This window comes from Pseudomonas guariconensis (assembly GCF_024127895.1).
Classification (GTDB): Bacteria; Pseudomonadota; Gammaproteobacteria; order Pseudomonadales; family Pseudomonadaceae; genus Aquipseudomonas; species Aquipseudomonas guariconensis_B.
In genome coordinates this window covers 109979-130473 of sequence record NZ_JAMYBK010000005.1, presented here as the reverse complement: position 1 = coordinate 130473, position 20495 = coordinate 109979, and the positions used below count along the sequence as shown (strand labels likewise).

18 protein-coding genes are annotated in these 20495 nt (G+C 66.1%); 5 read left to right on the top strand and 13 right to left on the bottom strand.

Annotation, left to right across the window (positions count from 1 at the left end; all coding sequences use genetic code 11):
* Positions 1 to 16: 16 nt before the first annotated feature.
* Together waaA and NJF35_RS08395 are read right to left on the bottom strand one after the other, a co-directional pair.
* Positions 17 to 1288, bottom strand: coding sequence for a lipid IV(A) 3-deoxy-D-manno-octulosonic acid transferase (gene waaA, locus NJF35_RS08400; RefSeq protein WP_225788919.1), 1272 nt, complete (start codon positions 1286 to 1288; stop codon positions 17 to 19).
* 182 nt (positions 1289 to 1470) lie between these two features.
* Positions 1471 to 2361: a LysR family transcriptional regulator gene (locus tag NJF35_RS08395; protein ID WP_225788918.1), complete on the bottom strand. Its 891-nt coding sequence runs from the start codon at positions 2359 to 2361 to the stop codon at positions 1471 to 1473.
* Between the two features lie 88 nt (positions 2362 to 2449).
* Between NJF35_RS08395 and NJF35_RS08390 the strand changes: the two genes are divergently transcribed.
* The 4 genes from NJF35_RS08390 (at position 2450) to NJF35_RS08375 (ending at position 5893) form a co-directional block, all read left to right on the top strand.
* Positions 2450 to 2782, top strand: coding sequence for a DMT family transporter (locus NJF35_RS08390; protein ID WP_225788917.1), 333 nt, complete (start codon positions 2450 to 2452; stop codon positions 2780 to 2782).
* Positions 2783 to 2902: 120 nt separating this feature from the next.
* Positions 2903 to 4078 carry an NAD(P)/FAD-dependent oxidoreductase gene (locus NJF35_RS08385; protein WP_225788916.1) on the top strand — a complete coding sequence of 392 codons (1176 nt, stop codon included), beginning with the start codon at positions 2903 to 2905 and terminating at the stop codon, positions 4076 to 4078.
* Positions 4075 to 4887 (top strand): aldo/keto reductase, encoded by an 813-nt coding sequence (locus tag NJF35_RS08380; protein ID WP_225788915.1) that lies wholly within the window; start codon positions 4075 to 4077, stop codon positions 4885 to 4887. Before NJF35_RS08385 ends, NJF35_RS08380 begins: the two co-directional genes overlap by 4 nt.
* A 37-nt stretch (positions 4888 to 4924) precedes the next feature.
* The gene (locus tag NJF35_RS08375; RefSeq protein WP_225788914.1) at positions 4925 to 5893 is read left to right on the top strand and encodes a metal ABC transporter ATPase; all 969 of its coding nucleotides are present in this window, start codon (positions 4925 to 4927) and stop codon (positions 5891 to 5893) included.
* Between the two features lie 174 nt (positions 5894 to 6067).
* Here NJF35_RS08375 and hldE read toward each other — a convergent pair whose 3' ends face one another.
* From hldE to NJF35_RS08360, 3 genes are all read right to left on the bottom strand, one after another.
* Positions 6068 to 7489 (bottom strand): bifunctional D-glycero-beta-D-manno-heptose-7-phosphate kinase/D-glycero-beta-D-manno-heptose 1-phosphate adenylyltransferase HldE, encoded by a 1422-nt coding sequence (gene hldE / locus NJF35_RS08370; RefSeq protein ID WP_225788913.1) that lies wholly within the window; start codon positions 7487 to 7489, stop codon positions 6068 to 6070.
* A 129-nt stretch (positions 7490 to 7618) separates the two neighbouring features.
* Positions 7619 to 9427: a lipid A export permease/ATP-binding protein MsbA gene (gene msbA / locus NJF35_RS08365; protein ID WP_225788912.1), complete on the bottom strand. Its 1809-nt coding sequence runs from the start codon at positions 9425 to 9427 to the stop codon at positions 7619 to 7621.
* Positions 9428 to 9442: 15 nt separating this feature from the next.
* Entirely contained in the window at positions 9443 to 10618 is a 1176-nt protein-coding gene (locus tag NJF35_RS08360; protein ID WP_225788911.1) for an O-antigen ligase family protein, read from the bottom strand.
* Between the two features lie 103 nt (positions 10619 to 10721).
* Here NJF35_RS08360 and NJF35_RS08355 point away from each other — a divergent pair, with 103 nt between their 5' ends.
* Positions 10722 to 11327: a toluene tolerance protein gene (locus NJF35_RS08355; protein ID WP_253090950.1), complete on the top strand. Its 606-nt coding sequence runs from the start codon at positions 10722 to 10724 to the stop codon at positions 11325 to 11327.
* A gap of 3 nt (positions 11328 to 11330) precedes the next feature.
* On the opposite strand, the gene NJF35_RS08350 is transcribed toward NJF35_RS08355, so the two are convergent.
* The 8 genes from NJF35_RS08350 to NJF35_RS08315 all read right to left on the bottom strand — a co-directional run bounded on the left by NJF35_RS08350 (position 11331) and on the right by NJF35_RS08315 (position 20494).
* Entirely contained in the window at positions 11331 to 12422 is a 1092-nt protein-coding gene (locus NJF35_RS08350; protein WP_225788909.1) for a glycosyltransferase, read from the bottom strand.
* Between the two features lie 48 nt (positions 12423 to 12470).
* Complete coding sequence (locus tag NJF35_RS08345; protein ID WP_225788908.1) at positions 12471 to 13244, bottom strand: glycosyltransferase family 2 protein; 774 nt, start codon at positions 13242 to 13244, stop codon at positions 12471 to 12473.
* Between the two features lie 66 nt (positions 13245 to 13310).
* Positions 13311 to 14267: a glycosyltransferase gene (locus tag NJF35_RS08340; protein ID WP_225788907.1), complete on the bottom strand. Its 957-nt coding sequence runs from the start codon at positions 14265 to 14267 to the stop codon at positions 13311 to 13313.
* Between the two features lie 47 nt (positions 14268 to 14314).
* Positions 14315 to 15718, bottom strand: coding sequence for a PIG-L deacetylase family protein (locus tag NJF35_RS08335; RefSeq protein WP_225788906.1), 1404 nt, complete (start codon positions 15716 to 15718; stop codon positions 14315 to 14317).
* Positions 15715 to 16611 (bottom strand): antimicrobial resistance protein Mig-14, encoded by an 897-nt coding sequence (locus NJF35_RS08330; RefSeq protein WP_253090949.1) that lies wholly within the window; start codon positions 16609 to 16611, stop codon positions 15715 to 15717. The genes NJF35_RS08335 and NJF35_RS08330 overlap by 4 nt, the downstream gene beginning before the upstream one ends.
* Complete coding sequence (locus tag NJF35_RS08325) at positions 16611 to 17741, bottom strand: glycosyltransferase (RefSeq protein ID WP_225788904.1); 1131 nt, start codon at positions 17739 to 17741, stop codon at positions 16611 to 16613. Before NJF35_RS08325 ends, NJF35_RS08330 begins: the two co-directional genes overlap by 1 nt.
* On the bottom strand, positions 17725 to 19482 hold the full coding sequence (locus tag NJF35_RS08320) for a carbamoyltransferase (protein WP_225788903.1): 1758 nt from the start codon (positions 19480 to 19482) through the stop codon (positions 17725 to 17727). Before NJF35_RS08320 ends, NJF35_RS08325 begins: the two co-directional genes overlap by 17 nt.
* 175 nt (positions 19483 to 19657) lie before the next feature.
* Positions 19658 to 20494: a 23S rRNA (adenine(2030)-N(6))-methyltransferase RlmJ gene (locus tag NJF35_RS08315; RefSeq protein WP_225788902.1), complete on the bottom strand. Its 837-nt coding sequence runs from the start codon at positions 20492 to 20494 to the stop codon at positions 19658 to 19660.
* Position 20495: the final 1 nt, after the last annotated feature.

Here is a 20495-nt window from a genome sequence, read left to right as displayed (position 1 = left end):
TGTAGGAGCGGCTCCGTCACCCCAAAAGGCGAGCCAACCCATCCAGCAAGCGCTGCAATGCCCCTTGGTTGGCACGCATCACCTGGTTGCCCGCCTCACCCATGCGCCGGGCATCCTGGGGCAACTCGACCAGGCGGCGCACGGCCGTGGCCAGGCCCTCGGCATCGTCCACTTCCTGCAACGCTCCTGCCTCGCGCAGCATCGCGCTGATCTCGAGGAAGTTGAACACGTGCGGCCCGGTGATCACCGGCAGTGACAGCGCTGCCGGCTCCAGCGGGTTGTGCCCGCCAGTGGGTACCAGGCTGCCGCCGACGAAGGCGATGTCGGCCAAGGCATAGAGGAACAGCAGCTCGCCCATGGTGTCGCCGAGCAACACGCGGGTCTGCCCGTCGACGGGTGCACCGCTGGAGCGGCGCACCGTGGCGAACTGCTCGCGGCACAGCGCATGCACCGCCTCGAACCGCTCGGGATGGCGCGGCACCAGGATCAGCAGCGCATCGCCATGGGCCTGCAACAATTGCCGATGGGCCTGGAGCACCAAGGCATCCTCGCCCTCGTGGGTGCTGGCGGCGATCCAGACCGGGCGTTGCTCGGCGCCCCATTGCTCACGCAACTGGCGCGCGCGCGGCAGCAGTTGCTCATCGATCTTCAGGTCGAACTTGATCGAGCCGGTCACCTGCACGCACGCGGGGCGAGCGCCCAGGCTGCGGAAGCGTTCGGCCTCGACCTCGGTCTGCACGGCGATCAGGTTCATCTCGGCGAGCATCGGCCGGGTCAGGCCGGCGAAACGCCCGTAGCCTCGGGCGGAACGCTCCGACAACCGCGCGTTGGCCAGGGCCACCGGGATGCCACGCCTGGCGCACTGGTGAATATGGTTGGGCCACAGCTCGGTCTCCATGATGATGCCCAACCGTGGCCGGACATGATCGAGGAAGCGCCCGGCCGCCCATGGCAGGTCGTAGGGCAAATAGCAGTGCTGGATGCGCGGTTCGCCTTCGAACATCGCGCGGATCCGCTGCGAACCGGTCGGGGTCATGCAGGTGAGGGTGATCGGCAGGTCCGGATAGGCCTTGAGCAAGGCACGGACCATGGGCGCTGCGGCGATGCTCTCGCCCACCGACACCGCATGCACCCAGATGCCGCCTTGGCGCATGGGCGGTAGCTTGCAGGCGAAACGCTCGGCGATCCGCTGGCCGTAGGCCGGCGCCTTGCGTGCACGCAGGAACAGGCGCAGCGCGACCAGCGGCAGGCCCAGGTGAAACAGCAAGGTATAAAGAGTTCTGTTCATGGCGGCGCAGTTTACTAGGAACGGGATGAAAAGGCCTGTGTCCAGGTCATTCGTTCAGGTGATGGACAGGGAATCCAGGGTGTCAAGGCAGGCCTATTCGCAGCGGTTCGGCGCCCCGACAAGCCCGTTCCCACAAGAGCCTCCGTCAACCGTATGTTCTGTGTGCGACAGCGCATGGTCCCCTAGCCGATTGCCCGTAGGTGCACGGCAAAGCGCTCGGCCAGCCACTGTGCCGCCGGCCCCAGTGGCTGGTCGCGGCGCCAGGCCAGTTCGGCCACCAGCGCCGGTGGCCGCCATTCGCTGTCCAGCTCGACCATCTGCGCCTGGTAGGTTGGGTATTGCACCACATGCCGCGGCAACCAGGCCCAACCCAGGCCGCGCATGAGCAACTCGGCCATGGCGTAGAAGCTGTCCGCGCGCCACACCTGCGGGCTGATCGCCTCTCCGCCTGGGTAGCCGCTTTGCTGCGGGGTGATCAGCAACTGCCGGTGACGCGCCAGTTGCTGGCGCGAGACCCGGCCCTGGCGGGCCAGGGGATGGTCCACGGCACAGACCGTGATCATCTCGACGCTGCCCAGGGCACGCCGCTCCAGCGAGGCCGGGATCTGCTCGTGATGGAAGAACAGCCCCAGGTCGGCGCGGCGCTCCACCAGCTTGCGCGCCACGTCGCCCTGGGCCCCGCTGGCCAGTTGCACTTCGAGAAACGGGTAGTGGCTGGCCAGCTCGTCCAGGCTGTCGATGACCGGCTGATACGGCATGGCCTCGTCCTGGGCGACCCGTAACTGGGCCTCCTGGCCACGCATCAGGGCCAGCGCGCGACCGTCCAGGCGCTCGCACTGGCGCAACAGTTCCCGGGCGTCCTCCAGCAATGCGGCGCCCCGCTCGGTCAGGCGCGGCTGGCGGCCGCTGCTGCGCTCGAACAGGACCACGCCCAGGTCGGTTTCCAGCAGGGCGATGGCATTGCTGATCGCCGACTGGGCCTTGCGCTGCTCGCGGGCGACAGCGGAAAACGAACGCAGCTCGGCAACCCGCACGAACAGGCGCAGTTGCTCCAGGTTCCAATGCTCGGCCATGCAAGCTATCTCCATAACAGATAGGTAATGACTTTACCGCATCCATGGAGCGTCTAGAATGCCAGCCCAGCAACGGAGGACCTGCACCATGAACGCCTACACCTACCTGGCCATCGCCATTTGCGCCGAAGTCATCGCCACCGCTTCCATGAAGGCGGTCAAGGGCTTGAGCACGCCGCTGCCGCTGCTGCTGATGGTCTGCGGCTATGCCGTGGCGTTCTGGATGCTGACCCTGGTAGTGCGCAGCATTCCGGTAGGCATCGCCTATGCGATCTGGTCGGGCCTGGGCATCGTGCTGATCAGCGCGGTGGCACTGGTGATCTATGGGCAGAAGCTGGACTTCCCGGCCATGCTCGGCATGGCCATGATCGTCGGCGGCGTGGTGGTGATCCAGGTATTCTCCCGGACCGCAGGGCACTGATCCGTATCCGGGGCTGCTTTGCAGCCCCAAATGGCAACTGCAAGCCCTGAGCCCGGCATTGGGAAGCCTGCCTTCACAGCCTGTATACTTGCCAGCTGTCCCAATCCTCGAGGTGCCCGCATGCCAACCGCCATTTCCACTGACGTGCTGATCGTCGGCGCTGGGGTCGCTGGCCTCTGGCTCAACGCCCGCCTGCGGCGCCTGGGCTATTCGACGGTGCTGGTGGAGCGCGCCAGCCTTGGCGGCGAACAGACCATCAAGTCCCAGGGCATCATCCATGGTGGCACCAAGTACGCGCTGCACGGCGCCCTGACCGGTGCCTCGGAGGCCATCGCCGACATGCCGCGGCGCTGGCGCGAGGCCCTGGCCGGCAGCGGCGAGCTTAACCTGGGCAACACCCGCCTGTTGTCCGATGCCCACTACCTCTGGTCCCCAGGCACCCTGGCAGGCAACCTCACCAGTTTCTTCGCCAGCAAGGCCGTGCGCGGCCGGGTCGACCAAGTCAAGGGCGAGCAACTGCCCCCCGCCCTGCAAGACCGCGCCTTCAAGGGCAAGGTCTACCGCCTGGCCGAGCTGGTCATCGATGTACCCAGCCTGCTCGCCAACCTGGCCGAGCTGGCCGGTGACAGCCTGCTGGCCGGCGAGCGCATCGAGCCGCTGCGCGAGGGCGGCGAACTGCTCGGCCTGCGCGTGGACGATCGCGAGATCCGCGCCCAGCGCATCGTGCTCAGCGCCGGTGCCGGCACCGAGGCACTGCTCCAGGCCCTGGGCCTGGAGCAGCCGGCCATGCAGCGCCGTCCCCTGCACATGGTCATGGCCAAGGGGCCGAACCTCAAGCCGCTCTATGCCCACTGCCTGGGCGGCGGGCCGAAGCCGCGGGTCACCATCACCACCCACCCGGCCGCAGACGGCCAGTGGGTCTGGTACCTCGGTGGCGACCTGGCCGAAGCCGACGGCGTGGCCCGCGAGCCGGCGGCGCAGATCGCCGCAGCGCAAAAGGAAATCGCCAACCTGCTGCCCTGGGTCGACCAGCGCCAGGTGCGCTGGGCCACCCTGCGGGTCGACCGCGCCGAGCCGGCGCAGTCCGGCCTGGTGCGCCCGGACAATGCCTTCCTGGCCGAGCAACAACGCCTGCTGGTGGGCTGGCCAACCAAGCTGGCCCTGGCGCCCGACTTCTGCGACCGTGTGCTGGCGAGCCTGGAGCGTGATGGCATCCGCCCAAGCGCGCAACCGAACCTTGCCGACCTGCCCCGCCCCGCGCTGGGCGTGCCTGCCTGGGAGCAACTGCTGCCATGAGCCTGCCGACCCTGCACGACTTCCACCGCCCGTTGGGCAGCACCGGCCTGACCGTGTCGCCCCTGGGCCTGGGCACGGTCAAGCTTGGCCGCGACCAGGGCGTCAAGTACCCCACCGGCTTCACCATCCCCGGCGACGACGAAGCCCGCCTGCTGCTGGCCCAGGCCCGTGAGCTGGGCATCAACCTGATCGACACCGCGCCGGCCTATGGCCGCAGCGAAGAACGCCTGGGCCCGCTGCTGCGTGGCCAGCGCGATGAGTGGGTGATCGTCAGCAAGGTGGGCGAAGAGTTCGAGAATGGCCAGTCGCATTTCGATTTCAGCGCCGCCCACACCCGACTTTCGGTGGAACGCAGCCTGCGCCGCCTGGAAACCGATCGCATCGACCTGGTGCTGGTGCACTCCGATGGCAACGACCTGGCGATACTCGAGCAGCAGGAGGTCTACCAGACTCTCGCCGCCCTCAAGCAGGAGGGCAAGATCCTCGGCTACGGCCTCTCCGGCAAGACCGTGGCCGGCGGCCTCAAGGCCCTGGAACAAGGCGACTGCGCCATGGTCACCTACAACCTCAACGAGCAGGCAGAACGCCCGGTACTGGACTACGCTGCCGAGCACGGCAAGGCCATCCTGGTGAAAAAGGCCCTGGCCAGCGGGCACGTTTGCCTGGCGCCTGGGGTCGATCCGGTGCAGGCCAGCTTCGAGCTGCTGTTCTCCCACCCTGGCGTGAGCAGTGCTATCGTCGGCACCATCAATCCGTTGCACCTGGCCCATAACGTGGCCACCGTCGCCCGCATCCTGGGCCAGTCTTGAGCCAACCACCAGGGCGCCCAACGCAAGGAGGAGCCTCGTGCCGCGCATGCTGATCCGCAAGAACCCGAGCAACTTCAAGACCTTGCCGCTGCATGTAGAAGCCACCCCCGACGGCCTGACCTACCAGAGCATCGGCATGCCGTTGAACTTCGCCCAGGTCCAGCAACGGCGCAAGGCCATCCAGTTGGCCGACACCGAGCGTTTCGTGGTGGAACTGGCCAACCTCGGCGTCTCGGTGCGCCTGACCCTGCACTGGCAGCACCGCGACTACTGGGTGCTGGTACGCCAGCGCCGGCAGGACCGTGGCGATGTGGTCTTGAAGCTGATCTCAGGCTACGTGCCCGCCCAGGAACTCAACCTGCCGCTGCACACCGCCATCCAGGAAGTGGCGGAGGAGTGCCTGCTGGAAACCCCCGAAGGCTGGCTCGGCGGGCGTTTCAACGACACCTGGCTGCCGGCGCCCTACGCCACCGCCCTGCACTACCGCGAGGCCCTGCCCTTCGTCCTTACACCCGAGTCCGGTGCCGCACGGCCGGTGCATTGCGCCAACCTGATGCTGCTGGAGCGGCCACGGGCCTACGTGCACCTGCCCACGGCATCGCTGCAACTGATCTACGACCTGCGCCTGCAGGTGCCCAGGGAAGCCAAGTCGCTGAGCCTGTTCCATGTCGACGAGCGGCTGGAGGGTGAGCACCTGGTGGCCCGGCTCAACCGCAAGCGCCCGGACCTGTACCTGATGCCGCTGAAGGACGGTCGGCCGCTGGCCGAGCTCTATACCTTGAAGAAGGACGAACTGGTGCCCGCCAGCACCCGTGGCCTGTACCTGGCCGAGAGCTTCGCCCGACAGGAGGGTTGGGTGGTGCAGGATGAGCGGGTGCGCTGGAAGGACTGGGTGAAACGGCAGGGGTTGGTGGAGCCGAAGCGGGAGCCGGCATCGCACCTGGAGCGCTTCGGTGAGAAAGCGCGGGAGTTGCTGGCCCGGGCACGGACCACCTTGCACAAGTGATCATGGGGCTGCTGCGCAGCCCATCGCCGGCAAGCCGGCTCCCACAGGTTTCCCGCTGGATTCAAGCCCTGCGCTCTATCTGTGGGAGATCATGCGCTGCGCTATCTGCGGTTTACGCAGGCCCTTGTGGGAGCCGGCTTGCCGGCGATGGGCCGCATTGCGGCCCCGGCACTCTCAGTGCTTGCGGATCTTCTCGACGATCGCCGTGGTCGAGCTGTTTTCCACCAGCCCCAGCACCTTCACCGTCCCGCCATAGGCCTTGACGATATCGGCGCCGACCACTTGGTCGATGCCATAGTCGCCCCCCTTGACCAGCACATCCGGCTTGACCTGGCGCAGCAGGTTCTCGGGCGTCCCCTCGGGGAAACTGATGACCCAGTCCACCGCACCCAGGCCGGCGAGCACGGCCATGCGCCGATCGACGCTGTTGATCGGCCGGCCCGGCCCCTTCAGGCGGCTGACCGAAGCGTCGTCGTTGACCGCCACGATCAGGCGGTCGCCCTGGGCACGTGCCTGCTCCAGGTAGGTCACGTGGCCGGCATGGAGAATGTCGAAGCAGCCGTTGGTGAAGACGATCGTCTCGTTGTGCGCCCGCGCATCGTCGATGGCCAGCAACAGCTGGTCGAGGGTCAACACGCCGCGCTCGGAGCCCTCCTCGCGCTGGATCGCCCGACGCAGTTCGGGGGCGCTGATAGCTGCAGTACCGAGCTTGCCGACCACGATGCCGGCAGCCAGGTTGGCCAGGGCGACCGCGTGGGGCAGGTCCTCGCCGGCGGCGATGGCCGCCGCCAGGGTGGAGATCACGGTATCGCCGGCACCGGTGACATCGAACACCTCGCGGGCACGTGCCGGCAAGTGCAGCGCCGGATGGCCGGTGCGCAGCAGGGTCATGCCATGCTCGCCACGGGTCACCAGCAAGGCGCCGAGCTCCAGATCGTGCAGCAGTTGCAGCCCCTTGGCGACCAGGTCGGCCTCGTCGACGCAGCGCCCGACGATGGTCTCGAACTCGCTCAGGTTCGGCGTGATCAGGCTGGCGCCCCGGTAGATGGAGAAGTCCTTGCCCTTGGGGTCGGCCAGCACCGGGATGCCCTTGGCCCGCGCCGCCTGGATCAGGCTCTGGTGGTTCTTCAGCGCGCCCTTGCCGTAGTCCGACAGCACCAGCACCTTGACGCCCTCGAGCAGGTCGTCGACTTCCTCCCCCAGCGACAATGGGTCGGTGGCGAAGGGTTCTTCGAAATCGATGCGCAGCAATTGCTGGTGGCGGCTCATGACCCGCAGCTTGACGATGGTCGGCTGGTGGGCGATGCGCTGGAAGATCGAACGCACGCCCGCGGCCTGCAAGCTGTTGGACAGGCTATCGGCGGCCTCGTCCTGGCCGGTCACGCCGACCAGCGCGGCCGGCGCACCGAGCGCGGCGATGTTCAGTGCGACGTTGGCCGCGCCGCCGGGGCGATCCTCGATCTGCTCGACCTTGACCACCGGCACCGGCGCTTCGGGAGAAATCCGCGAGGTACCGCCATGCCAGTAGCGGTCGAGCATGACATCGCCGACCACCAGTACCGGGGCTTGATCGAAACGCGGCATGGACAACTTCATGGGCAACCCAAATGGAAAAATGAACAGGGGCAGGATATTAGCACAGGGCAAGCGACGGCTTTATGGCCACCTGCGCTCGCGACAACTCCAGTGACAATCGGGGCCGGCCAGGCCCCGATTCAGTAGGCTTCAGGTGATATCGGCCTTTTCCGGCTGATCCAGGCCCATGGCATGCAGGCGGGCATAATGGCCATTTGCCTGGAGCAACTCGGCGTGGGTGCCGCGCTCCACCAGCCGGCCCTGATCCATGACCAGGATCTGGTCGGCCTTCTCGATGGTCGACAGGCGATGGGCGATCACCAGGGTGGTGCGGCCTTCCATCACATGGTCGAGCGCGGCCTGGATGTGGCGCTCGGACTCGGTATCCAGGGCCGAGGTGGCCTCGTCGAGGATCAACAACGGCGCGTTCTTCAACAGGGCACGGGCGATCGCCAGGCGCTGGCGCTGGCCGCCGGACAGCAGTACGCCGTTCTCGCCGACCTGGGTGTCGAAGCCCTGGGGCAACTGGTCGACGAACTCCTTGGCGTAGGCATCGGCAGCCGCGGCCTCGATGGCCTCGCGCGGCGCACCGGCCAGGTCGCCATAGGCGATGTTGTTGGCGACCGTGTCGTTGAACAGGGTCACGTGCTGGGTCACCTGGGCCACGTGGCGGCGCAGGTTGCGCAGGCGGTAGTTCTCGATCTCCACGCCATCGAGCAGGATCTGCCCCTTGTCATGGTGATAGAAGCGTGGAATCAGCCCGGCCAGGGTCGACTTGCCGCTGCCGGAGCGACCGACCAGGGCGATCATCTGCCCAGGCTCGGCGGTAAAGCTGATGTCGCTCAGCACCTCGCGCTCGGTGCCTGGGTAGGTGAAGCTGAGGTTGCGCACCTCCAGGCGACCTTCGACCCGCTCCATCTCCACGGTGCCGGCATCCACCTCCGGCTGCTCGTCCAGTTGCTCGAAGATGCTCTCGGCACCGGCCAGGCCTTTCTGGATGGTCGAGCTGACTTCCGACAACTGGCGAATCGGCTTGGGCAACAGGCCCGCCGCCGTGATGTAGGCGACCAGGTCGCCCGCAGAGGCATCGCCCCGCAGGAACAGCACCAGGAACATCAGCGCCGCCATGGCGCTGTAGATCACCAGTTGCAGCAACGGCGTGTACAGCGCGCCGGTCTTGGTCATGCGCAGCTGCTTGTCGGTATTGCCCTGGCTGGCCTGCTGGAAGCGCCGCTCCTCGTAGGCCTCGCCACCGAAGCTGCGCACCACGCGGTAGCCCTGGATGGTCTCGGAGGCAACGTGGGTCACGTCGCCCATGGCCACCTGGATCTTCTTGCTCTGCTTGCGGAACTTCTTGCTGGCGGTGCTCACCATCAGGGCGATGATCGGCAGGATGGCGACCATCACCAGGGTCAGCTTCCAGTTCATCCACAACAGGTAGGCGAACAGGAAGACCACGGTCAGGCCCTCGCGGATCACCACCTTGATCGCATCGGTGGCGGCGCCGGTGACCATGGTCACGTTGAAGGTGATCCGCGAGATCAGGTGCCCGGAGTTGTGGTTGTCGAAATAGCGGTTGGGCAGTACCAGCAGCTTGTTGAACAGCTCCACCCGCAGGTCGTGCACCAGGCACAGGGATACCTTGGCCAGGAAATAGTTGCCCAGGAACGAGCCCAGCCCCTGCCAGGCGGCGATCAGGATGATCAGCAGCGGCACCGCCTGCAGCAGCTGCAGGTCGCGCAGGTAGGGCACGTCGGGGAACAGCACCGCTTGCGGATTGCTCAGCCCATCGACGAAGTACTTGAGGATCCCGGCCAGCATCGGCTGGGTCGAGGCGAAGATCACGAAACCTACGATGCTCAGCAGGAAGATGCCAATGTAGGGTTTCACGTAGCCCAGCAGCCGGAAGTAGATCTTCAGGCTGGAGGCATGCTCCGCGGTTCGCGGTGTTTCGGCCATCATCGAACTCGCTGTTCAGGTTGAACCGGAAATTTTACCACAGGCTCGATCCTCGGCACGCACCCAGGGCAACAACATCGCCAGCCCCACCGGCAGCCAGCTGATGAACCACTCGGCACGCGGCGTGTCGGTCAGGCTCGCGGCGTCGAACTGCATGGCCAGGGTGGCGAACACCCAGAACGCCAGCAGGGCCTTGCCGAACGCCGTATGGCGGACCCGCACGATCTCGCCTAGGGTGAACAGCCATACCGCTGTCCATAGCAGCAGGCCTGGCAGGCCAAGCTCCACGGCAACGTGGGTGAACATGTTGTGGGTATGGTCGAAGGACTTGCCGAACGCCTCGACCCGATAGACCTCGCCCAGCCCCAAGCCGGTCCAAGGGTGCTCGGCGATCATCTGCAACGCCGACTGGAACAGCTCTGGACGGAAGGACGCCCCACGGCGCAGGATCAGCTCGTGCATCACGCCGAAAGCAACGACGGTGGCGACCAGGGCCAGGATGGCATACAGGCCGCTCTTGCGGTCACGGAACCACAGCGGCGCCAGGACCACGGTCATGACCAGCGCCAGGGCCGCCCCGCGACTCTGGCTGAACACCACGAACGCGCCCAGACAGGCCAGCGCCACGGCCCAGGCGACTTGCAGGCCACGCTGTCGGGGTACGTCGTAAAGCGTCCAGAAGATCGCGGCGGCAATGACATAGGCGCCCAGGATAGGGTGGGAGATCTCGCCGATCCCCTCCAGGCGAGCCGTCAGTCGATTTGGCTGCAGGCCATAGTAATGAACGATCGACGCCAGCGCGGCCACTGCCAGCAGGGCGCCCCCCATGCGTAGCAGGGCCTGGCAGCGCGCCAGGCCAGCCTGGGCCAGGAGAGGAAAGGCGAGGAGAAACAGCAGGATGTACAGCAGCCTCTTGGCGTCCCGCCCGGGCTGCTCGGAGGCCGACCAGGCCAGGCTCACGGCGCTCCAGCCAACCAGCAACGCGACGCCGATCCACAGGGCGGGCTGACGGCGCCAGGCCTCCACCAGCACGCGGCGCGCAGGCCAGGCCAACAGCAGCGTCGGCAACCAGAGAAAGAGGATGAGCCCCTGCTGGTAGAGCTTGTTGCTGGGCGCCAGGGCAATCCCTCCCAAAAACCAGACAAAGCCGAGCCCAAACCAGGCCTGGGCCCAGCGATTCTGATACGACATCCATTCCCCCCGGTAGATCAACAAGACACCATCATGGTGCTACAGCTTCAAATTCGGCATTATGGCCGGTCATTTTCGCTTGCAAGACGACAAGGCCCTATCCATGCAATGCTCCCGGCTCTCCCAAGTCGACTTCGATCAGCTGACACTCGGCGCCAAGGTTCTAGAGGCAGATAGCTATGGCGCTAAAGTCTACCTGCTCGGCGATGGAAATATCCTGAAGGTTTTTCGTCGCAAGCGCCTGATTTCATCTGCGCTGCTACGCCCGTACTCGCAGCGCTTCGTCGACAACGCCAGGCGCCTGGCCCAGCTGGGCATTCCAACGCTCGAGGTGATCAGCCAGTACAAGCTGCCAATGCCTGGGCGCACGGCCGTGCTCTACCGCCCGCTGCCGGGCGAGACGCTGCTGCAGTTGTCGCGCCAAGAGGGCTTCAGCTGGGACAAGTACCTGCCCCAGTTGATCGAACTGGTCCGCCGCTTGCACCGTTCAGGGATCTACTTTCGCTCGCTGCACCTGGGCAACGTGGTCGTCACCCCCGAGCAGCGCTTGGGCCTGATCGACGTGGCGGACATGCGTTTCCTGCGCCCACCGCTGTCGGCGCGCATGGTACGGCGTAACGTGCAGCACCTGGCCAGCTATATCGAGCGGGAGAAACTCGCCGACCGCTTCCCCCTCGCCGACTTCCAGGCGGCCCTGCTCGGGCGCTGAACCTCAGCGGCGCAGCAAGTTGGCCGAACCCTGGCGAAATGCCTGCCAGGCCAGCTCCGGCGCCAGGGCCTGGCGTTGCTGGCCGGCCGTGTCGCTGGCGTCGAGCGTGACGCAGCGCTCGATCGCCGCAGTCCAGGCGGCTTCGTCGCCGATCGGCAGGTAATAGCCCGCCTCGCCCAATTGCTCGCGAAATACCGGCAGGTCGCTGCACAACACCGGCACGTCGGCCAGCACGGCTTCCTGTAGCACGAGCCCCAGGCCCTCTGACCGTGAGGGCACGAGCAGCCAGTCGAAGGCCCGGTACAACTGCGACATGTCCGGGCGGTAGCCGCAGAACCACACGCTCCCCCCCAGCCCCAGCGCCTCGCTGCGTGCCACCAGGTGCGCTTTCAGTTCACCCTCGCCGAGAATCGCCAACTGGATGTCCGGTTGCTGCGCCCGCGCCTTGGCGAATGCTTCGATCAGCATCTCGAAACCCTTGCTCTCGACCAACCGCCCCACCGCACCGAACAGGCGACCAGGGTTTGCGGGCAAGGCCAGGGAGCGCCGGGCCGACGCCTGATCGAGCAACCCGTCGGCGAACGCCCGGGGGTCGAGCGCGATACGCAGGGTCTGCACTGGACACCCAAGGGTCTGTTCCAGCTCCCGGGCGAGCGTGCGGGACACCGCGGCGACGCTCAGGCGCTCGACACCCACGTCACACAGCAAACGGATATCCCGGCGGCGCAGGCGGGTCGAGCCATGGAACAGCACCGTCGCCCGTACATTCGGCAGATGGCGCAACAACGGCAGTACCAGACGGGCGACGCCCAGGCCATCGAGCAACAGCACGTCGGCCTCGGCCTGCTCCAATGCCTTGCGCAGACGCAGGCGCAGCCACGGCCGCAACAGCCGCCAGAAGTACCGTCCCTTGAGCGCGCGCTGTGGCATGTGCCACTCACGCGTGGTGCCGAGGCCGCAGCACAGGCCATCGCCAAGCAGCAACCAGTTGCTGATGCGGGCATCGTCACCGGCGTGCTTGAGCATTTGCCGGTGGACCTCATGCACGGAGATATACGGAGCTCCGCCCGACCACATCACGTTGACGATGTTCATCGGAATAGCTCCCTTGCACCTGGCAGGCTATCTGCCAGGCCAGCAGATTCAGTGAACAAGAAAACCGATTCCCGTACCAATCAAGACCCCTGCCACCAATACCGCTGCCAGCCTGACCCGGTCGCGCTGTCGTCGCTTGGCCTTGCGCTGGACCTCCTCGGGGACGGTCACGTGGCTACCAAAGCCCGTGTGCAGCACCGCGTCACCCTCCAGGGTGATGGCGGTCAGGTTCAATTCAGCGTAGCGCCGCGACAGCGCTTTTTCACCGGCATAATCAGCGAAAGGCGCACAACGCTGGTAATCGCTCAGCCTGCGCAGGCCTGGATTGAGCGAGAAGGCTTGCCACTCGGCCTTGTCCGAGAGCAGCGGGTAGCAGGGTACGCCGGCGATCACCTGGCGATCGCCGAGGTGGATGTAGGGGCTGTGGATCGCCAGGTCATGGGCATGGCTGCGCAACCAGACCTGCAGCACGTCCGGGCTCGCTTCCAGGATGGCCCGTGAGTCCTCGACGAAGCCCTGCCGGTAGAACCGCCAGTCATCCTCGCAGTGAAAGATGTAGGGCGTCTTGACCCGGCCATAGGCCAGGTCGATCGAGGCCAGTTGGCCCAGCTTCGGCCGGTTGACGAACACCGTGCAGTGATCCTTCCAGTGCGCGGGCACCGCGTCGTGCACGGCATCGTCGCCGGAGTCCTCGGTAATGAAGACTTCGCGTATGGGCGCCGTGTTGTAGCGGTCGAAACTCTCCAGGGTTTCCTTGAGCAGGTCGAAGCGCCCGCAACTGGTCACCACCAGGGTAATGTCACTGTTTTCCGAGAAGCGCACGGGGCTCCCTCCACCTTACGGTCTTGAATTGTTGATGCCCAACCCCCGGGACCTGCGATTCGTCACTCACAGCCCAAGCCTCAGGCGCAGGCGCTGCCATCCCGTCAGCGGCGGGTGTGGCCTCAATGGAGGGGTCATGTGTTCGACGATGCTACGCCCAACCTGGGCAAAGCTGAAACGCGAAACCGCCAGCTCGCGTCCATTCGCGGCGATTCGCTCGGTCAACGCAGGGTCTGCCCGTAAAAGCCGGAGCTTCTCCTGCAATACAGGGATGCTGTCGTACAGCACCACGCTGTGCATGTCCTGCAAGCCCAGGGCGCGATTCTCCTCCTCGCCCTGGTCGAACGCCAGCAAGACACAGCCGCACGCCATCGCTTCGAAGTTCTTGATCATGTATTCGCCCATGCCGACATCGGCACTGACGAAGAAGCGGATGCGGTTGAGGGTGTTGCAGTAGTCCTCACCCGAGTTGGTGCGGGTCACCACCAGGTTCTCCACCCGCCCCAGTTCGTCCAGCAGCGCCTTGCGCCCACTGTAGGCCACGCTCTTGGTACTGCCGACGAACGCCAGTTCGATATCGCGTTCACGCCCCTGGTCGCTGAGCAGTTGCTCATCGTAGCCCTTGGGCACGAACACCGCGTCGAAGCCCTCCTCGCGCAGGCGCTCGCTGACACGGTAGCCGGAACTGATCACCCGCGCCCAGGGCAGCTTGCGGTAATGCGCGCTGAACTTGCCGGTGTATTTGCAAGGGATGTAGTTCTGGTAGGCGTCATGCTCGAGGATCACCAGGTTCGGCACCGTGCGGATGAAGCCGGCCTGACGCATCTCCTGCTTGAAGCGCAGGAAGAAGACGATGCGATCGTAGCGCGAGACATCCACCTCGCGCCGGAAATAACGGCGCAGGTTGCGCTGGTCCTCGCTGCTCAGCCAGCGCAGGTCGCAATCGCAGTTCGCCGCGACGCCATCGTACAGCCGGTCGAGGATTGCCCGCTGTTCTTTCTGCACCAGAAATAGGACTTTCATGGCTTTCCTTGGGCTCTTTGCGTCAGACGCTCAATCATAGGTGGCACTCAGGAGTCTCGGCGCCAGAACAATTCGTGCCGGCGCACCGCCTTGCGGAAGAACTCGTTCTCCCCGTACGGCGATGGGCGGCGCCCTGCCAACCAGCGCTGCAAGGCCCGGCGCACGCGACGCTTGAACGGTGCGGGCGGCTGCAGGTCGTGCATCATGCCCAAGGCCATGGCCTTGTCGCGCTGGGTCGGCACGTCCAGGACCAGGCTGCAGGGGGCCCAGGCCTGGTCGGCATGCAGTTGCGGCGGCAACGCCACGCCATCGCCGCTGTCGCCCATGGGCCAGCGGTCGTTGTCATGCAGGTGGTTGGCGTAGCAGAGTACGGTTTCCGGTTGCCAGGCCAAGCCCTGCAAGGCCTCGAGCACCGCCGCCCGGGCACACAGGTGGTCGGGGTGCGGGTCGAGCTGCGGATGGGGCATGACCAGTACCTGCGGCCTGGCCCGCTCCAGCAGGACGCGTAGGTCGGCCAACAGGTTGTTCCAGGTCGGCGCACCGTCGGCATCGGCTGGCAGCGCAAACGGATTGAAACGGCGGAATGGGCGAATATCGGCCATGTCAGCCTCACGCGAGTCCACGGGCTGGTCGGGCGCCGCCTGCATGGCCGGCAGTTGCAGGCAGAAGTAACCCAGTTGCACGCAGCGCGACTCGGGCACGCCAGCCCAGCGTGGCACGGCGATGCTGTCCCAGGCCCGCAGTCGCCCTTTCAGCCGTGCGGCCTCGGCCTTGGCCATGCCCATCCGCTGGTAATGCTCGGCTTCGATTTCACCGGCGGTCAAGGTCACCACCCAGGCTTCGTCGGCCTGGCTGTACAACCCGTAGGCGGCCAGCTCGGCATCGTCGGCATGGGGGGCGATGACCATGACTCGGCGTTGGCGCAGCTCGACACCCGGTGCAATCCACAACCGTGGCGCCCCCACCAGCCGGCAGTGCCGTCCCCGCAGCCGCAGGGTGCCCGCCATCAGGGGGGCCGCCAGGCCGGTCAGGTTGAGAAAGCGCACACCCTCGACCCCGCGTTCGAACGTCTGCCGGTCACCCTGCCCCTCTGCAAGCAGTTCGACCTGCGGATCGAGCAGGCGGCCCAGCCAGGTGCTCTTCACCCGGACCTCGAGGACCAGCGTCTCGTCCCCGGCCAGCGCGGCATCTACCTCGAGCAGGCCGCCGCGCAGGGTCACGGACGCCTCGCGGGTCTGCTCACCGAAGCGGTACTCGTAGTCCTCGGCCGGGGAATAGAACAGGTGATCGGCGAACCAGGCCTCGTGGGCCACCCAGATCAGCGGCAGCAGTACCAGCGGCAGCCACCAGTACGTGGCGACCCCGAGCACGACCAGCAGGACCAGGCCCGCCAGCAGGCCGAAGCGCTTGTTGCGCCGGTGGCGCCTGAGCAGCGCCTGCTTGCGGCTCATGCCTGGAACACCGGCACAGGGTTGCACCAGCGGTCCTTGTACTCGCGGTCGGCACGACCGAACGAGAACCGCAGCGGCTTGTTGCGGGCGCGGGCATCCTCCCAGGCGGCCTGGGTATTGAGGAAGCTCAGCACGCTGCCGGGGCTGAAGGCCTTGGTTTCAGGGTCGACGCCGCCATTGACGTACTCGACGCTGATCCATTCCGGCGCCTCGACCCGGTACACCAGCTGGATGGCGATGGGTGCGCCTTCGAGCAACAGCACCGAACCGATCATCAGCTCGCGCAAACGCTCCAGCACCTCTGCCATGCGCGCAGCGCCAGTGGCCGGAAAGCCCCAGCGCCGCTGGAACAGGTCGCAGTACATGGCGGCGAGCTGCGCGGCGCTGAAGTCGCCGATCGGTCGCACCTGGCCGCCCGCCTCTTCCAGCAGGCGCAGCTCGCGACGCTGGTTGTAGCGGAACTTCTTCGACAGGTCTTCGTGGGGGCGGGCCATGGCCAACTGCTCGGGCTGCGCCTTGAGGCCGGTGAAACGCCCCTGGTTCAGCTCGGACAGGTAGCGCCCGGCGTGCCGCAGCGGCGCACCGGCGTCGGCGGTGGCCGGCAGGATGATCTCCGCATTGCCCAGGTCGAACAGCCCCTTCTTGCCCATGCGCTTGAGCACGTCCTTGGACAGCGCCAGGTGGCGTCCCCAGGTAGGAATGGCGGCCTTGAGCTCGCCATCCTGTCGCCAGCCCAGGTAGCGCACCGGGATTTGCGCCAGGTCGGCCAGTTGCTCGACCACCAGGGGGTGCGTCGCCACGCTGCCGCCGAAACGCTGCCAGGCGGCGGCATAGTCTGCTGGGTCGATGGCCTGCCAGCCGCGTTCGCGAAAGGCCTGGATATGATTGAGCATCACGCCTGCACCACCAACGCGCGCACCTGCGCAAGCTGCCAGAATGCCTCGCGCACGGCCTGGTCGCTGAAGCGCTCGCGCAGGCGTTGCAGCATGTGCTCGGCGCACGCCTGGCGCTGTGCCTCGTCCAGCCCTGCCAGGTGCTGCAGGCCCTGGGCCAACTGCCCGGCATCGCCCAAGGGGAACAGCACGCCCACGCCCTCGACCACCTCGCGGGCACCACCGCAGGCCGTGGCCAGCAGCGGGACTCCAGCAACCATGGCCTCCAGCAGGACCATGCCGAACGGCTCGTGGTCGGAGCTCAGGGCGAACACATCGAACGCCTGGAAATAACGGCGGGCATCGGCCACCTGGCCGAGGAAGTCCACCTGCCCGGCGATCCCCAGTGCCGCGGCCTGGGCCTTGAGTTTGTCTTCCAGGCGGCCTTGGCCCAGCAGCACCAGGCGGGCGCTGGCCGGCAGGCCCGGCAGCGCCTCGGCGAAGCCACGCAGCAGGGTGGCCTGGTCCTTGTCAGGGTGCAGGCGACCGACGTTGCCGACGATCCAGGCCTGCGGGTCGAGGCCCAACGCACGGCGCGCCTCGTCACGCGGCACGAGGGCTGCCTGCAGGGCCTCGACGTCGATGCGGTTGTACAAGGTCTGGATACGCTCGGCGGGCCACGTGGGCAGGCAGCGACGCATGTCGTCGCGCACCGCGTCCGAGACCCCGAGCAGGCTCAGGCGTTTGCGAAAGAGGTTGGCGAACAGCCGCCGCCCGCCGCGTGCGTAGTCGCCGAAGGCATGGTGCACGCCGATCACCGGCAGGCCGGTGGCCAGCAGCGTCACGTAGATGGGCTTGAAGCGGTGGGCGATGCAGAAGCTGAAGTTGCGCTCGGCAGCGATCTTGCGCAGCGCCTGGATGGCACCCAGCTTCAGCCCGCGTACAGCCTTGGAACTGAACGCCAGGAACAAGACCTCGTCGGACGCGCAGCCGGCGGCTACCCGTGGGTCGGCCTTGCCAGTGAGAAAGACCGTGGTGACCCGGTAGCCCGTGCCCTGGAACAGACTGGCGTATTGACGGGCGCAATCGAGGAAAGGCCCGTCATAGCCATGGCAGAACTGCAGGATGCGCTGTTCAGAGCGGTTGGTCATAAGGCGCCGCGCCATCCTTGACCACCAGGATGTCTTCCATGATCAGGTACTGCAGGTCCGAGCCGAAGAACATGTTCAAGGCATCGGTCGGCGAGCAGATCATGGGTTCGCCACGACGGTTGAGCGAGGTGTTCAGCGACACGCCGTTGCCGGTCAGGTCTTCGAGGGCCTTCATCATGTCGTAGTAGCGCGGGTTGTACTCCCGCTTGAGCACCTGGGCGCGCGACGTGCCGTCCTCGTGGACCACTTCCGGGACACGGGTCTTCCACTCCTCGGCGACTTCGAAGGTGAACGTCATGAACGGTGCCGGATGGTCGACCTTGATCATCTGCGGTGCGACGGTGTCGAGCATCGACGGGCAGAATGGTCTCCAGCGCTCGCGGAACTTGATCTGCTCGTTGATCCGGTCGGCCACGCCCGGCACGCTCGGGCAACCGATGATCGAGCGGCCGCCCAGGGCACGCGGGCCGAACTCCATGCGGCCCTGGAACCAGGCCACCGGGTTGCCATCGACCATGATCTTGGCGATGCGCTGGGGCATGTCGTCGATCTTGCGCCACTTCGGCGCGCTTGGGTGGCGGGCGCAGGCGGCGATCACGTCTTCGTTGGAATACGAAGGACCGAGGTAGACGTGCTCCATCTTCTCGACCGGCACGCCACGGGCATGGGACACATAGGCCGCCGCACCGACCGCGGTACCGGCGTCACCGGAGGCAGGCTGGACGAACAGCTCCTTGACGTCCGGGCGGGCGATGATCTTCTGGTTCAGCTTGACGTTCAGCGCACAACCGCCGGCGAAGGCCAGCTTGCCGGTCTGCTTGAGGATATCGCCCAGGTAATGGTCGATCATCTGCAGGGCCAGCTTCTCAAACAGCGCCTGCATACTCGCCGCATAGTGGATGTACGGCTCGTCGGCGATGTCGCCCTCGCGCTTGGGGCCAAGCCATTCGATGAGCTTGGGCGAGAAGTAGAAGCCCTTGCCCTTCTCTTTATAGCGACGCAGGCCGATGACGTTGGCGTATTCGGTGTTGATCACCAGTTCGCCATTCTCGAAGCTGGCCAGGCGGGAGAAGTCGTACTTGCTGGCATCGCCGTACGGGGCCATGCCCATGACCTTGAACTCGCCGTCGAGCATCTCGAAGCCGAGGAACTCGGTGATCGCGCCGTACAGGCCACCGAGCGAGTCCGGGTCGTAGAATTCCTTGATCTTGTGGATACGGCCGTTTTCACCGTAGCCGAAGAAGGTGGTGGCGTACTCGCCCTTGCCGTCGATGCCGAGGATCGCGGTCTTTTCCTGGAAGCCCGAGCAGTGATAGGCGCTGGAAGCGTGGGCCAGGTGGTGCTCGACCGGCTCGATCTTGATCTTTTTCGGATCGAAGCCCAGTTGCTCCAGACACCAGACGATCTTCTTGCGGTAGCGCTTGTAGCGGCGGTTGCCCATCAGGATCGCATCGAGCGCGCGGTCAGGGGCGTACCAGTAGCGCTTGGCGTAGTGCCAACGGGCCTTGCCGAACAGGCTGATCGGGGCGAACGGAATGGCCACCACGTCGACGTCGGACGGCTTGATGCCGGCCTGCTCCAGGCAGAACTTCGCCGACTCGTAGGGCATGCGGTTCTTCGCATGCTTGTCACGCACGAAGCGCTCTTCTTCGGCGGCGGCAACCAGCTTGCCGTCGATGTACAGGGCCGCGGAAGGGTCATGGCTAAGGGCGCCGGACAGGCCAAGAATCGTCAATGCCAAGGGTCTAGCCTCTTCATTCGGTAGAAATGCGCCGCCGGCTCGCGGGCGGACGGCGACTAAAGAGCGGGATTATAACGCAAAGCGCTGTGTGCGGATGCCTCTGCGAGGGCTGCGCCTTCGATTGCGGGCCTGCACCAATGCCGGGGCCGCTTCGCGCCCCAAAGAGGTCTACAGGCTACTCCGCGATCAACCAGTCCATCCGCCAGCTACCCGCCGTCTGCGCCAGCTCCTTGGCCAGCCAAGGCAGCAACTCGCGCAGTTCCTCTTCCAGCCCCCAAGGCGGGTTGGCGATGGCCAGGCCCGAGCCATTGAGCCCCTGCGGGCTGTCCTGGTGGTGCACGTACAGCTCTGCGCGCAGCAGCTTGGGCGCACCGGTGCTGGTCAGGTCCTGGTAGAAGCGGGTCAGCGAGCGCTGGTCCTTGATCGGGTACCAGATCGCGGCGACGGTCTGGCGCATGCGCCCGATCGCCTCCTTCATCGCCACGGTGCAGCGCTTGAGCTCGTCGGGCTGCTCGAATGGTGGGTCGACCAGCATGATCGCGCGCTTCTCCTGCACCGGCAGCAGGGCCCGCGGCACGTGCCAGCCCTCGCCCAGGTGAACGACGACCCGTGGGTCCTTCTTCATGTTCTCCTTGAGCAGCGGCCCGTCCTCGGGGTGCTTCTCGTTGAGCAGGGCGCGGTCCTGCTGGCGCATCAAGCGCCGGGCCAGCTCTGGCGAGCCAGGGTAGTAGCGCAGCTCACCGTCGGCGTTCAGGCGCTTGACGATGCGCAGGTAGTCGGTGGTGATGGCCGGCAGGTCGTCGCGGTTCCACAGCCGGGCGATACCTTCGAGGTATTCGCCGGTGCGCGTCGCCTGGTCGCCCTGCAGGTCGTACAGCCCCAGGCCGGCATGGGTATCGAGGTAGGCGAACGGCTGCTCCTTGCGCGACATCAGGGCGATGAGGCGGGTCAGCACGATGTGCTTGAAGACGTCGGCATGGTTGCCGGCGTGGAAGGCGTGACGATAGTTCATG

Excerpts from the sequence above, each read along its gene's own strand:
- NJF35_RS08330 (WP_253090949.1), bottom strand. The coding sequence starts at position 16,611 with ATGCTCAATCATATCCAGGCCTTTCGCGAACGCGGCTGGCAGGCCATC.
- NJF35_RS08380 (WP_225788915.1), top strand. The coding sequence starts at position 4,075 with ATGAGCCTGCCGACCCTGCACGACTTCCACCGCCCGTTGGGCAGCACC.
- NJF35_RS08335 (WP_225788906.1), bottom strand. The coding sequence starts at position 15,718 with ATGAGCCGCAAGCAGGCGCTGCTCAGGCGCCACCGGCGCAACAAGCGC.
- NJF35_RS08385 (WP_225788916.1), top strand. The coding sequence starts at position 2,903 with ATGCCAACCGCCATTTCCACTGACGTGCTGATCGTCGGCGCTGGGGTC.
- NJF35_RS08360 (WP_225788911.1), bottom strand. The coding sequence starts at position 10,618 with ATGTCGTATCAGAATCGCTGGGCCCAGGCCTGGTTTGGGCTCGGCTTT.
- waaA (WP_225788919.1), bottom strand. The coding sequence starts at position 1,288 with ATGAACAGAACTCTTTATACCTTGCTGTTTCACCTGGGCCTGCCGCTG.
- NJF35_RS08340 (WP_225788907.1), bottom strand. The coding sequence starts at position 14,267 with ATGAAAGTCCTATTTCTGGTGCAGAAAGAACAGCGGGCAATCCTCGAC.
- hldE (WP_225788913.1), bottom strand. The coding sequence starts at position 7,489 with ATGAAGTTGTCCATGCCGCGTTTCGATCAAGCCCCGGTACTGGTGGTC.
- NJF35_RS08315 (WP_225788902.1), bottom strand. The coding sequence starts at position 20,494 with ATGAACTATCGTCACGCCTTCCACGCCGGCAACCATGCCGACGTCTTC.
- NJF35_RS08395 (WP_225788918.1), bottom strand. The coding sequence starts at position 2,361 with ATGGCCGAGCATTGGAACCTGGAGCAACTGCGCCTGTTCGTGCGGGTT.
- NJF35_RS08390 (WP_225788917.1), top strand. The coding sequence starts at position 2,450 with ATGAACGCCTACACCTACCTGGCCATCGCCATTTGCGCCGAAGTCATC.
- NJF35_RS08355 (WP_253090950.1), top strand. The coding sequence starts at position 10,722 with ATGCAATGCTCCCGGCTCTCCCAAGTCGACTTCGATCAGCTGACACTC.
- msbA (WP_225788912.1), bottom strand. The coding sequence starts at position 9,427 with ATGGCCGAAACACCGCGAACCGCGGAGCATGCCTCCAGCCTGAAGATC.
- NJF35_RS08325 (WP_225788904.1), bottom strand. The coding sequence starts at position 17,741 with ATGACCAACCGCTCTGAACAGCGCATCCTGCAGTTCTGCCATGGCTAT.
- NJF35_RS08350 (WP_225788909.1), bottom strand. The coding sequence starts at position 12,422 with ATGAACATCGTCAACGTGATGTGGTCGGGCGGAGCTCCGTATATCTCC.